Raw genomic sequence first — 11,289 nt, forward strand, 5'->3', positions numbered from 1 at the left:
TGACGCTCACTCGCTGCGGGCCGTCTCCGGGCCGGTGACGCGTTCCAACAGCGGCATGGTCGAGGCGATGACGCCCAGGCAGGCAGCCAGGCCGACGACGACGATCAGAGCGAAGCGCGGCGGCGGCGCGACGAGCGTGTAGTGCATCTGCGCCCGCAGGAACAGGTGCCCGGCGAGCAGTCCCATCCCGATGGCGACGGCGGCGACGGCGAGCATCGGTACGGCGCTCTCCAGCGCCACCACCCGGCGCAGGACCCGTACCGGGGCGCCGCTGAGGCGTAGCAGGCTGAACGGTCGACGGCGTTCGGTGAGACCGCCGATCACACTGACCGCGAGGCTGCACCCGCCGAGCGCGAGGCTGGCCACGATGATCACGTTGGCCAGTTGTTCCCAGCCGCGCAGCGTGTCGGCGAAGTCCGACTCGAAGTCGCCGGGCACGTTCGGCCCCACCCAGAAGGTCGGGAAGGCGACCTCCAGCACGGTGCGGACGCCCTCGATGGCGGTGGCGGACCCGTCCGTGCCGACGACCACCGACAACACCGGTAGCCGTTGGAGGTCGTCGAGGGTGAGCGAGGCGGCGGGCCAGACCGTCGCGGGCGATGCCGACTCCCGCCAGCGGCTGAGGCCCATCGGCACCTCGATGACGCTCGCGCCTTCGGCGCACCGGCCGTACGCGCTCGGGAGGTCGGCGCACGCGATCACCCCGACCTCGCCGGAGCCGGTGGGCGCCGGGTTCTCCCGGATGGCGGTCGCCGACCGCACACCGCTGATCGCGTGCAGGTCGGCGAAGAGCGTGTCGGGCACCGACTGCGCCTTCTCGTCGAAGACGGTGTTCACCGTGCCCGCGTCGGTCGAGCCCACCGGCGCCGGACCACGGTTGGCGACGATCGTGGTGATCACGCCGACGGCCACGCTCGTCACGAACAGCGCGAGCATGATGCCGCTGATCGCCCGGAACCCGGCCTTCGGGTTGTCGGCGAGACGTCGCGCGGCGATGAGCGTGGCGGGACGGTTGGCGTACCGGGCCATCACCCGCGCGCCGACCATCGTCAGCCAGGGACCGGCGAGGACCAGGCCGGCCATGATGAGCAGCAGGCCGGGCAGGAACACCGCGGTCTGGCCGTCGGACGTCGCGGGCTTGAAGCCGAGGGCGAAGAGCAGCACGGCGACGCCGAGCACCATCGGGATCAGCCGGTACGCGCGTGGGGCGCGGGGAGTGACCCGTCGGGTGACGCCCAGCGGCGAGATCCGGACCCGGCGCAGCGAGATCTGGGCCGCCAGCGCCGCGCCGGCCGGGACGCCGAGCGCCACCAGCAGGATGTTCAGCACGCCCAGGGACATGTCGCTGGGGAAGAACGGCATGCCGGTGAACGGGATGCCCGCGAGCGGGTCGCGGAAGGCGTAGAACAGACCGAAGCCGACGGCGGTGCCGGCGAGGGCGGCGGCGGTCGCCTCCACGGCGGCGACCGTCGAGATCTGCCGGGGCGTCGCGCCGACCAGGCGCATCGCGGCGAAGCGCTGCTCCCGGCGGGCGGCGCTGAGCCGGGTGGCGGTGCCGATGAAGATCAGCACCGGGAACAGCAACCCGCCGGCGATCACGCCCAGGATGAGGTCCACCGTGGTCTCGGGGAGGGCGGGGGTGTCGCCGACGCTGGTGACCTGCTTGGCGGCGGGCAGAGCGGCGACCTGGTCGGGGGTGCCGCCCACGATGATGAGCAGGGTGTCCGGCGAGGTCAGCGCGGCCGGACCCACCGTGCCGAGGTTACGCCCCGGGTAGCGGTCGCCCAGTTCGGCGGCCGGGTGGGCGGCCAGCAGATCGCGGAACGCGGGCGAGGCGTAGAACTCCCCGGAGCCGGGGACGGTCGGGACGCCGACCGGGGTGGGCGACGTCGAGCCGGTCGCGGCGACGTCGATGCGGATGATCTGCTTGCCACGGAAGTAGTCCTGACGGGTCGACCACCACAGCGGGTCGACGTCGCCGGCCGAGGCGTTGGGATACATCGAGGCGTACCGGGTGAGCTGGGCGTTGACGGCGTTGACCCCGGCCAGGGTGGTGAGCAGCAGCCCGCTGCCGATCGCGACGGCGGCGGCGATGACGAGCAGGCGGGTGAGTGCCTCCCGGCCACCGGCCACGGCGAGGCGGAGGCCGAAGCGGATCATGAGGCGATCCGTTCCGGCGCGTTCACGCGCCCGTCGCGGACCATGACCTCGCGATCGGCGTACGCGGCGATCCGCGCCTCGTGGGTCACCAGGATGACTGTGGTGCCCTGCTCGCGGGCGGAGCTGACCAGCAGGTCCATCACCTGTTCGCCGGTGAGCGAGTCGAGCGCGCCGGTCGGCTCGTCGGCGAAGAGCACCTGCGGCTCGGCGACCAGGCCGCGGGCCAGGGCGACGCGTTGCGCTTGCCCGCCGGAGAGCTCGCCGGAGCGGCGCTGCTCCAGGCCGTCCAGGCCGAGGCGCGTGAACCAGGCGCTCGCCTTCGGCAGCGCCTGCTTGCGGTGTACGCCGTCGAGCAGCAACGGCAGCGCGACGTTCTCCACGGCGGTCAGCTCGGGGACGAGTTGGCCGAACTGGAACACGAAGCCGAACCGGTCCCGGCGCAGACCGCTGCGCCGGCTTTCGTCCATGGCGTCGACGCGTGCCCCGTCGAAGAGGATCGCGCCGGAGTCGGGCACCAGGATGCCGGCCAGGCAGTGCAGCAGGGTGGACTTGCCCGAGCCGCTGGGCCCCATGATCGCGACGATCTCGCCGGTGTCGACGCTGATGGTTGCACCCCGCAGGGCGGGCGTCTGTCCGAAGGCGAACGTCACGTTACGGGCTTCGATGACGACGCTCATGGCCGCACCTCCTTGCGCAGGGCGTCCAGTCGGGCGCCGGTCATCTCGATCCACCGGAGGTCGGCCTCCAGGTGGTAGAGGCCGTGGTCGGCCAGGAGCGCGTCGACCAGGTTGCCGGCGCGCTTGATCTCGGTCAGCTCGCGCATCCGGTGCAGGTGCGCCCTGCGCTGGGTGTCGAGGTAGTCGGCGGCCGGCCGGTCCAGCATCAGCGCGAGGACGACCTTGGCGAAGAGCACCGTCTGTAGGTGCGGCTCCGGGTCGACGGGCTGGGTCAACCACTGCTCGACCTCGGTCGCACCGACGTCGGTGATGATGTAGCGCTTGCGGTCGGGCCCCGCGCCGGGTGCGACGTCGCTGATCACCACCTTTCCGTCCCGGGCGAGCCGGCTGAGGGTCGAGTAGACCTGGCCGAACGGCAGTGGCTTGCCCCGGCCGAAGAAGGCGTCGTAGTCGCGCTTCAGGTCGTAGCCGTGGCTGGGTTCTCGTTCGAGGAGACCGAGCAGGGTCAGTGGCACGCTCATGCCCAGGAGACTACACCGAGGGTATACCTCGCGTATATACCCTCGGGGTGCTCGCCGTCGCGCTCCTGGTCCGGGGGTGTGCTGGGTGTTTGCAAGGAAGGGCCCGTTACTAACGCATAGCGTTAGTAACGGGCCCTTCCTTGCGGGTCAGGCCGTCAGGGCGTGGGTCAGGGCGTAGCCGGCGCTGGCCGCGGTGAGCCCGGCGGCGACGCTGCCCGCCACGTTGGCCAGCGCGAACAGCCGGCGACCGCCCCTGGCCAGCCGCAGCGTCTCGTAGCTGAACGTCGAGTAGGTGGTCAGCGCCCCACAGAATCCGGTGCCGACGAGAGCGCTGACCGCCGGACCCGCCGGTACGCCGACGAGAGCGCCGAGCAGCAGCGAGCCCACCACGTTGACGGTCAACGTGCCCCAGGGGAACGCCGAGGTGTGCCGGGACTGCACGGCCCGGTCGGCGAGGTAGCGCAGGGGAGCGCCGACGGCCGCGCCCAGGGCGATCAGCAGGACGGTCATCGGGCCGCCGCGCCGCTCAGCAGTCGGGCGGTGACGGCGTCACCCAGCGCGACCGCGACGAGCGCCCCGAGCAGCGTCGCGGCCAGGTTGGTCAGCGCGGTGCCCGCGGCGCCCGCGACCAGCGCCTGCTGGATGTCGACCGCGTAGGTGGAGAACGTGGTGAAGCCGCCGAGAATCCCGACCCCGAGGAACGGGCGCGCGAGGGGGTGCCCGCCGCCGAGGTGCCCGAGCACCGCCATCAGCACGCCGATCAGCAGACAGCCGGACGTGTTGACGGCGAACGTCGCCCACGGGAAGCCGGTCGACGCGTGCGGAGCGAGGTGTTGCAGCCCGGCCCGGCCCAGCGCGCCGAGCACGCCGCCCGCCGCGATGGCGGCGACGATCGCCGCGGGGTGCGCGGTCAGCTCACCCCGGTCGGCGGGCACCCGGAGGTCGACGTCTGGGTCGGTGCGCGGGTCCAGCGGCTCTGCCACGGGTTCTCAGCGTACTGCCGCCGCCGGCGGTGTCCGCGTACGGCTCACGGACGCCGGCGGCCGCGCGTGTCAGCCTCAGCGTACGGCCGCGACGGCGGCGTCCGCGCCGCCTCGCCAGAGGGTGCCGACCTGGTCGAAGCCGGCCGCCGTGAGGGCGGTCAGGTGCCAGGAGACCGGCGGGGTCCACTCGGGGCTGTGCCCACTCGGATAGATCGTCTGCCGCTGGGCGACCAGCGGGGCGAGCGCCGGGTCGGCGCCGGCGCGGGCCCACCAGTCCGACCAGGACAGCGTCGAGCCGGCGGCGTAGCGGGCTTCGCGCCGGTCACGTGCCCGATCCAGGAGCCGCTTGGTCAGCGCCGGCAGCGCGTCGTCGGGCATGTGGTCGGCGTTGACGAGGACGCCGCCCGGGCGCAGCACGTCGCGCAGTTCGGCGTAGAGCTGCCCGAGCCGGTCGGCCGGCAGCCAGTGCAGGGCGGTGGCGGTGAGGACGGCGTCGTAGTCGCGATGGGGGAGCGCGGCGTGCCAGTCGGGGGCGCCGAGGTCGGCGGTGACGATCGTGGCGCGTCCGCCGAGCGAGGCGCGGGCGATGGCGAGCAGCGCCGGATCGAGGTCGACCAGGGTCACCTCGGCGTCGGGGAAGCGGGCCAGCGTGCGCAGCGAGATGGTCCCGGTGCCACCCGCCAGGTCGAGCACGCGCGGCGGTCGACCGTCGACGACCGCGTCGACGGTGTCGAGCATGGCGGTGAAGCGGTGTTCCCGGTCCGGCAGGTACGCCTCCTGCTGGCGGTCCCAGCTCTCCTGCCATGCCCAGGGATCGGTGATGTAAGGACTCATAAGAAAAAGGCTAGTTACAGCACCGGAGTGTTGTCCAGACCTTGTTGCACATCTTTTGCAACTGCGAGAAGATGGCAGGGCGATGATCGAGGTGACGCCGGGTCAGGCAACCGCCCGACCCGGCGTCGTCGTCCCGGCGGTCAGGCCGCCGTCTCCGCCACCTCCGTGTCGGCCGTCGGTGCCGGCTCGCTCCGCCGAGCCAGCCGCAGCGCCCCGACGAGGACCAGCAGCCCGGCCAGGGTGAGCGCGGCGCCGGCCCAGATCGGCGAGGTGTAGCCGAACCCGGCGGCGATGGTCACCCCGCCGATCCAGGCGCCCAGCGCGTTGCCGAGGTTGAACGCGGCGATGTTCGCGCCGGACGCCAGGGTCGGTGCCTGGCGGGCGTAGTGCATGATCCGCATCTGCAGCGGCGGGACGGTGGCGAAGCCGAACCCACCCATCAGCACCAGCGCGACGATGGTCAGGGTCGGGCTCGTCGCGGTCAGCGCGAAGCCGACGAGGACCACGGTGAGCGCCGCCAGGACGGTGACCAGCGTGCGTGACAGCGACCGGTCGGCCGCCCGGCCACCGAGCAGGTTGCCGGCGAAGAGGCCCACCCCGAAGAGGACGAGCAGCCACGGCACCGTGCCGCTGGCGAAGCCGCTGACCTCGGTGAGGGTGTAGGCGATGTAGGTGAACGCGCCGAACATCCCGCCGAAGCCGAGGACGGTGATCACCAGCGACAGCCAGACCTGGGTGTGGGTGAAGGCTCCCAGCTCGCCGCGCAGGCCGCCGGCGGGGCGGTCGGTGTCGGCGGTGTCGCGGGCCGGGATGAGCACGGCCAACCCGATCAGGGCGACCACGCCGATGGCGGTGATCGCCCAGAACGTGGAGCGCCAGCCGAAGTGCTGCCCGAGGAAGGTGCCGAAGGGTACGCCGAGCACGTTCGCGATGGTCAGTCCGGCGAACATCATGGCGATGGCGCCGGCGCGACGGGCCGGCGCGACCAGGCCGGCGGCCACCACGGCGCCGATGCCGAAGAACGCGCCGTGGCAGAGCGCGGCGACGACGCGACCGGCCATCATCACCGGATAGTTCCCCGCGACGGCGGAGAGGAGATTGCCGACGATGAAGAGCACCATCAGGCCGAGCAGTACGGGCTTACGGGGCAGTCGGGTGACCGCCGCGGTGAGGGCGACTCCGCCGACGGCCACGCTGAGCGCGTAGCCGGAGATCAGCCAGCCGGCGACCGGCTCGGTGACCGCGAAGTCGGCGGCCACCTCGGGCAGCAATCCCATGATGACGAATTCGGTGAGGCCGATACCGAAGGCGCCGATGGCCAGCGCGATCAGGCCGGGCGGCAGGGACTGTTGGCGTGCGGACATGGTCATCCCATCGGGGAGGGGTCGGATGTGCAGCGTGTGCAACTACACGCGTTGACAACGAGATGCTTGCACACGCTCTATATAAGCGCAAGCGTGGTAGCCTGGGCTCCAGGTCAGATCACATCGAGGAGGCCGAGATGGGCATCGCCGACGACGCGGTCGAGATCCGCGCCCAGGGCTGGCGCACCCTCGCCGCCCTGCACGGGCTCATCGAGGCGTCCCTGGAACGGGCGCTGCAGGCCGGCCACGAGCTGTCCGTCGTCGAGTACACGGTGCTCGACGCGCTCTCGCGGCAGGACGGCTGGCACATGCGGATGAGCCAACTCGCCCGCGCCGCCGCGCTCTCCGGAAGCGCCACCACCCGCCTCGTCACCCGGCTGGAGCAGCGCGGACTGTTGACCCGCATCCTCTGCGCCGACGACCGGCGCGGCATCTACACCGAGCTGACCCCGGCCGGGTCCGAGCTGCTCGCCCGCGCCCGACCCACCCACGACCGGGTACTCACCGACGCGCTCGCCGAGGCGCACGCCACCCCCGAGCTGGCCCCACTGGTCGACGCCCTGCACCGGCTGCCGGCCGTCCGCTGACCGCCCGGTCAGGCTGACGACGGCGGGCGTACGGTACCCGGGATCGCCGCACCAAGGGAGGCACGCGATGCAGGACCGCACCCCGGCGCTCCAGGAGTTGGAGCCGATCGAGCGCGCCGACGTCGACGAGCTGCGCGCCCTGCAACGCGAGCGACTGCGCTGGTCGCTGCGGCACGCGTACGACAACGTGCCGCACTACCGCCGGGCCTTCGACGCCGTCGGAGCGCACCCCGACGACTGCCGGGACCTCGCCGACCTGGCCCGTTTCCCGTTCACCGGCAAGGCGGAGCTGCGCGACAACTACCCGTTCGGCATGTTCGCCGTACCCCGGGAGCAGGTGGCCCGACTGCACGCGTCCTCCGGCACCACCGGCCGACCCACCGTGGTCGGCTACACCCGCGACGACCTGCGCACCTGGGCCCGGCTGATGGCCCGGTCCATCCGCGCCTCCGGCGGACGACCCGGCGACCGGGTGCACGTCGCGTACGGCTACGGGCTCTTCACCGGCGGCCTCGGCGCCCACTACGGCGCCGAGGAGTTGGGGTGCACGGTCATCCCGGTCTCCGGTGGCATGACCGAACGGCAGGTCATGCTGATCCGCGACTTCGAGCCCGAGATCATCATGGTGACGCCCAGTTACATGCTCGCCATCGTCGACGAGATGCGGCGTCAGGGCGTCGACCCGCGCAGCACCTCGCTGCGGGTCGGCATCTTCGGCGCGGAGCCGTGGACCGAGGACATGCGCCGTGAGATGGAGCAGCGCCTGGACATCCACGCGCTGGACATCTACGGGCTCTCCGAGGTGATGGGCCCCGGCGTGGCCACCGAGTGCGTCGAGACCAAGGACGGGTTGCACCTCTGGGAGGACCACTTCTACCCGGAGATCATCGACCCGGTCACCGGCGCGGTGCTGCCCGACGGCGAGCAGGGCGAACTGGTGCTCACCTCGCTGACCAAACAGGCGATGCCGGTCGTGCGCTACCGCACCCGCGACCTCACCCGGCTGTTGCCCGGCACCGCGCGCCCCATGCGCCGGATCGAGAAGATCACCGGCCGGACGGACGACATGATGATCGTGCGGGGGGTGAACGTCTTCCCCACCCAGATCGAGGAGCTGATCCTGCGGACGCCCCAGCTCTCGCCGCACTTTCAGTGCGTCCTGGACCGGCAGGGCCGGCTGGACACCCTCACCGTACGGGTTGAGCGACGCGCCGACGTGGCCGTGGACGCCGCCGAGCGGGCAGGTGCCGCCCTGGTGGAGCTGGTGAAGAACACGATCGGGGTGAGCGTCACTGTGGACGTGCTCGCCCCGGACGCGGTGGAGCGGTCGATGGGCAAGATGCGCCGTATCGTCGACCAGCGACGGGCCAGCTGACCCCGTCCGGTCAGCGGGACAACGGGTCGGCCGGTGTCGACCTAGGATCGACGCCATGCGTGTGCTGGTGGTCTCCGCTCCGCTGGTCGGGCACGCCTTCCCCCTGGTGCCGCTGGCGGTCGCGCTGCGCGACGCCGGCCACGACGTGCTGCTGGCCACCGGCGGCGGCGCCCTGGCCGCCGCCGACGCCGGACTGGCCGTGCACGACATCGCGCCGGGCTTCGACTTCGGCCGGATCGCCCGGCGGGTCTTCCTCCGCCATCCGCTGATCGCCCGTGCCGAGATGGCCGGCACCGCCGACACCCGGGGCGCGGGGCTGCTCTTCGGCGCGCTCAACGACCAGCTCACCGACCCGGTCGTCACGCTGGCTACGCAGTGGCGACCGGACCTGGTGCTGCACGAGCCGTTCGCGGTCGCTGGGGCGGTCGCCGCCGCACGGCTGGGCGTGCCCGCCGTACGCCAGGAGAACAGCCTCTTCGACGGCCGGGAGCTGGTCGCCGCCACCGTCGTCCGGCTCGGCGCCGCGCTGCGCCGGCACGGCCTGTCCGAGCTGCCCGCCCCGGCCGCCGCCCTCGCCGTGGCGCCACCCAGCGTCGCGACCCAGGACGGCTGGCCGCTGCGCCACACCTCCTACGTGGGCGGCGGTGAGCTGCCGGACTGGCTGCGGGAGCCCGCCGAACGGCCCCGGATCCTGGTCACCCGCAGCACGCTGACCGGCCCCGGCGACCGGGGCCCGATGCCCGCCGTGGTCGCGGCCGCGCCCGACGTGGACGCCGAGATCGTGCTGGTCCGCCCCGACCGGCGTACGGCGGCCGGTCCGTTGCCGGCCAACGTCCGGGTCGTCGACTGGATCCCGCTCGACGAGGCGTTGCCGGCGAGCGCGGCGCTGGTTCATCACGGGGGCGCGGGCAGCGCGCTCGGCGCCCTCGCCGCCGGCCTGCCGCAACTGGCGACCGTCGGTCCGGGGGACCGGCGGCACAACGCGGAGCTGGTGGCTCGCCGGGGCGCGGGTCTCGCGTCCCGCCCGGCCGACATCACCGCGCGCACGCTGACCCGGCTCCTCACCGACGAGACCCTGCGGACCGTCGCCGTGCAGGTCAGCCAGGAGATCGCCGCGATGCCACCGCCGTCGGCCCTGATCGCCCGGCTGGCGGCGCTGGTCTGAGCCCACCCCCGCGTGTCCCCGCCGGTCGGCGGCCCGGCGGCGGCAGGATGACCGGATGCGCCACGTCGTGCTGTTCCACTCCGTGTACGGGCTGCGGCCCGCCGTCCGCGCCGCCGCCGACCGGTTGCGCGCCGCCGGGCACCAGGTCACGACCCCCGACCTGTACGGCGTGCCCGCCGCCGACACCGTCGAGGACGGCTTCGCGCTGCTCGACAAGATCGGCCACGAGCTGGTGCTCGACCGGGCCCGCGCCGCGCTGCGCGACCTGCCGCCGCAGACGGTCCTCGCCGGCTTCTCGATGGGCGCGGGGGTGGCCGGGGCGCTGCTCGCCGAACGCCCCGACGCCGCCGCCCTCCTCCTGCTGCACGGCACCGGCGGTGCGCCGGACGTCGTGCGGCCCGGGTTGCCGGTGCAGTTGCACGTCGCCGACCCGGACCCGTACGACGCGCCGGACGAAATCGACGAGTGGCAACGGGCGATGACCGCCGCCGGCGCCGACCTGACGGTGTTCCGCTACCCCGGCGTGGGTCACCTGTTCACCGACCCGGCCCTGACCGAGTACGCCCCGGACGCCGCCACGGCGCTCTGGCCCCGCGCGCTGGCCTTCCTCGCCGACACCTGACCGCGCGTCCGCGCGGTCAGGTGTCGCCCCTGCGCCTCGCCACCCCAGCTCGGCGGCGTCTTCGCCTGCCGCCCCTCCCGGCTCGGCTTCGCCTGCCGTCCCTCCCGGAGCGGCGTCTTCGCCGCGGTGCCACCCCGGCCCGGCGACGTCCGTCGCCGGCGCCCCCAATCGCCGACCCCGATTGGCGTGCGTCGACCCCGCCGCCCCCTCGTCGGCGCGGTCGATTCGCCGCGAGCGAAGTGTTCAGCTTGCGGTCGCGCCGATGCGTGGGGGCGTGGCCGTGCCGTGGACGCGCTTGGCGTACGTGCGGTAGAGCCGGGGTCCGACGATCGGCATGAGCAGCCGCGCCGGCAGCGGGGCGTGCGCGAGCACCGCCTTGATCACCGCGGCGTCGCCCTCGTACATCGCCATCCCGAAGATCAGCGGCAGGTCCTTCTTCGGGGTGTCGTTGAGCCCGTGCTCACCGAGCTTCGCCCATTCGGCCGCGGTGACGTACCGCTGCGCCAGCGGCAGGATCTCGGCCTCCTCGAGGGCCATGTGCTCGGCGGCGACGGTCCGGAGCTGCTCCAGGGCGTCGGCCACGGCCGCGCCGTCGTGTCCGGTCCGACGCCATGCGGGGAGCAGCGCGACGACCGCCTCGTAGGCCTGCTCGATGCCGTGGTGCTGGGCCTGCATCGCGGGGACGACGGCGGCCGCCTCCGCGCCACCGCGCTCGGCGAGCAGCGGCCACAGGAAGAGGTCCTCACCCTCGTGGTGCAGGTGCAACTGCTGGCACAGGAGCGCGGCGTGGGCGCCGACGACGTCCGCGCGCTTCGCGTCGCCGGGCCGTACGCCGCGGACGAGTTGTGGGAGCAGGCCGAGCTCGCGACGGAACATGATGTGCACCATGTACATGTCGCGGACGTCGGCCATCGCTTCCTGGTGGGTCTGGTTCACGGTTCCCTTTCCACGGACTCGGTGGGTCGAACACGACGATCATTCGCGCCGCCACTTGGAACCCA

Annotated in this window: 12 protein-coding genes; 4 read left to right on the forward strand and 8 right to left on the reverse strand. The window is 73.0% G+C overall.

Annotated features, from left to right (window positions below):
• Nucleotides 1-6 precede the first annotated feature (6 nt).
• The 7 genes from ACIBTX_RS27280 to ACIBTX_RS27310 all read right to left on the reverse strand — a co-directional run bounded on the left by ACIBTX_RS27280 (nucleotide 7) and on the right by ACIBTX_RS27310 (nucleotide 6,539).
• Complete coding sequence (locus tag ACIBTX_RS27280) at nucleotides 7-2,160, reverse strand: FtsX-like permease family protein (protein ID WP_357169950.1); 2,154 nt, start codon at nucleotides 2,158-2,160, stop codon at nucleotides 7-9.
• Nucleotides 2,157-2,837 carry an ABC transporter ATP-binding protein gene (locus tag ACIBTX_RS27285; RefSeq protein WP_357169953.1) on the reverse strand — a complete coding sequence of 227 codons (681 nt, stop codon included), beginning with the start codon at nucleotides 2,835-2,837 and terminating at the stop codon, nucleotides 2,157-2,159. The genes ACIBTX_RS27280 and ACIBTX_RS27285 overlap by 4 nt, the downstream gene beginning before the upstream one ends.
• Nucleotides 2,834-3,358, reverse strand: coding sequence for a PadR family transcriptional regulator (locus tag ACIBTX_RS27290; RefSeq protein ID WP_357118364.1), 525 nt, complete (start codon nucleotides 3,356-3,358; stop codon nucleotides 2,834-2,836). Before ACIBTX_RS27290 ends, ACIBTX_RS27285 begins: the two co-directional genes overlap by 4 nt.
• Nucleotides 3,359-3,505: 147 nt before the next feature.
• Nucleotides 3,506-3,868 (reverse strand): fluoride efflux transporter CrcB, encoded by a 363-nt coding sequence (gene crcB, locus ACIBTX_RS27295; protein WP_357169956.1) that lies wholly within the window; start codon nucleotides 3,866-3,868, stop codon nucleotides 3,506-3,508.
• Nucleotides 3,865-4,341, reverse strand: coding sequence for a CrcB family protein (locus tag ACIBTX_RS27300; protein WP_357169959.1), 477 nt, complete (start codon nucleotides 4,339-4,341; stop codon nucleotides 3,865-3,867). The genes crcB and ACIBTX_RS27300 overlap by 4 nt, the downstream gene beginning before the upstream one ends.
• Before the next feature lie 75 nt (nucleotides 4,342-4,416).
• Nucleotides 4,417-5,175, reverse strand: a complete 759-nt coding sequence (locus tag ACIBTX_RS27305) for a class I SAM-dependent methyltransferase (protein ID WP_357118373.1) — start codon at nucleotides 5,173-5,175, stop codon at nucleotides 4,417-4,419.
• Nucleotides 5,176-5,315: 140 nt separating this feature from the next.
• Nucleotides 5,316-6,539 carry an MFS transporter gene (locus ACIBTX_RS27310; RefSeq protein ID WP_357169963.1) on the reverse strand — a complete coding sequence of 408 codons (1,224 nt, stop codon included), beginning with the start codon at nucleotides 6,537-6,539 and terminating at the stop codon, nucleotides 5,316-5,318.
• A 137-nt stretch (nucleotides 6,540-6,676) separates the two neighbouring features.
• Between ACIBTX_RS27310 and ACIBTX_RS27315 the strand changes: the two genes are divergently transcribed.
• The 4 genes from ACIBTX_RS27315 to ACIBTX_RS27330 all read left to right on the forward strand — a co-directional run bounded on the left by ACIBTX_RS27315 (nucleotide 6,677) and on the right by ACIBTX_RS27330 (nucleotide 10,288).
• Nucleotides 6,677-7,126: a MarR family transcriptional regulator gene (locus ACIBTX_RS27315; protein WP_357118380.1), complete on the forward strand. Its 450-nt coding sequence runs from the start codon at nucleotides 6,677-6,679 to the stop codon at nucleotides 7,124-7,126.
• A 67-nt stretch (nucleotides 7,127-7,193) separates the two neighbouring features.
• Nucleotides 7,194-8,501: a phenylacetate--CoA ligase PaaK gene (paaK, locus tag ACIBTX_RS27320; RefSeq protein WP_357118383.1), complete on the forward strand. Its 1,308-nt coding sequence runs from the start codon at nucleotides 7,194-7,196 to the stop codon at nucleotides 8,499-8,501.
• Nucleotides 8,502-8,556: 55 nt separating this feature from the next.
• Nucleotides 8,557-9,666, forward strand: a complete 1,110-nt coding sequence (locus tag ACIBTX_RS27325; RefSeq protein WP_357169966.1) for a nucleotide disphospho-sugar-binding domain-containing protein — start codon at nucleotides 8,557-8,559, stop codon at nucleotides 9,664-9,666.
• A gap of 55 nt (nucleotides 9,667-9,721) precedes the next feature.
• The gene (locus tag ACIBTX_RS27330) at nucleotides 9,722-10,288 is read left to right on the forward strand and encodes a dienelactone hydrolase family protein (protein WP_357118389.1); all 567 of its coding nucleotides are present in this window, start codon (nucleotides 9,722-9,724) and stop codon (nucleotides 10,286-10,288) included.
• A gap of 243 nt (nucleotides 10,289-10,531) precedes the next feature.
• On the opposite strand, the gene ACIBTX_RS27335 is transcribed toward ACIBTX_RS27330, so the two are convergent.
• Complete coding sequence (locus ACIBTX_RS27335; RefSeq protein ID WP_357118392.1) at nucleotides 10,532-11,224, reverse strand: hemerythrin domain-containing protein; 693 nt, start codon at nucleotides 11,222-11,224, stop codon at nucleotides 10,532-10,534.
• Nucleotides 11,225-11,289: the final 65 nt, after the last annotated feature.

It is taken from the genome of Micromonospora sp. NPDC049359, from assembly GCF_044466585.1.
Taxonomy (GTDB): domain Bacteria; phylum Actinomycetota; class Actinomycetes; order Mycobacteriales; family Micromonosporaceae; genus Micromonospora.

Coding starts and splice junctions, on each gene's coding strand:
- ACIBTX_RS27280 (WP_357169950.1), bottom strand. CDS start 2,160: ATGATCCGCTTCGGCCTCCGCCTCGCCGTGGCCGGTGGCCGGGAGGCA.
- ACIBTX_RS27285 (WP_357169953.1), bottom strand. CDS start 2,837: ATGAGCGTCGTCATCGAAGCCCGTAACGTGACGTTCGCCTTCGGACAG.
- ACIBTX_RS27290 (WP_357118364.1), bottom strand. CDS start 3,358: ATGAGCGTGCCACTGACCCTGCTCGGTCTCCTCGAACGAGAACCCAGC.
- crcB (WP_357169956.1), bottom strand. CDS start 3,868: ATGACCGTCCTGCTGATCGCCCTGGGCGCGGCCGTCGGCGCTCCCCTG.
- ACIBTX_RS27305 (WP_357118373.1), bottom strand. CDS start 5,175: ATGAGTCCTTACATCACCGATCCCTGGGCATGGCAGGAGAGCTGGGAC.
- ACIBTX_RS27310 (WP_357169963.1), bottom strand. CDS start 6,539: ATGTCCGCACGCCAACAGTCCCTGCCGCCCGGCCTGATCGCGCTGGCC.
- ACIBTX_RS27315 (WP_357118380.1), top strand. CDS start 6,677: ATGGGCATCGCCGACGACGCGGTCGAGATCCGCGCCCAGGGCTGGCGC.
- paaK (WP_357118383.1), top strand. CDS start 7,194: ATGCAGGACCGCACCCCGGCGCTCCAGGAGTTGGAGCCGATCGAGCGC.
- ACIBTX_RS27325 (WP_357169966.1), top strand. CDS start 8,557: ATGCGTGTGCTGGTGGTCTCCGCTCCGCTGGTCGGGCACGCCTTCCCC.
- ACIBTX_RS27330 (WP_357118389.1), top strand. CDS start 9,722: ATGCGCCACGTCGTGCTGTTCCACTCCGTGTACGGGCTGCGGCCCGCC.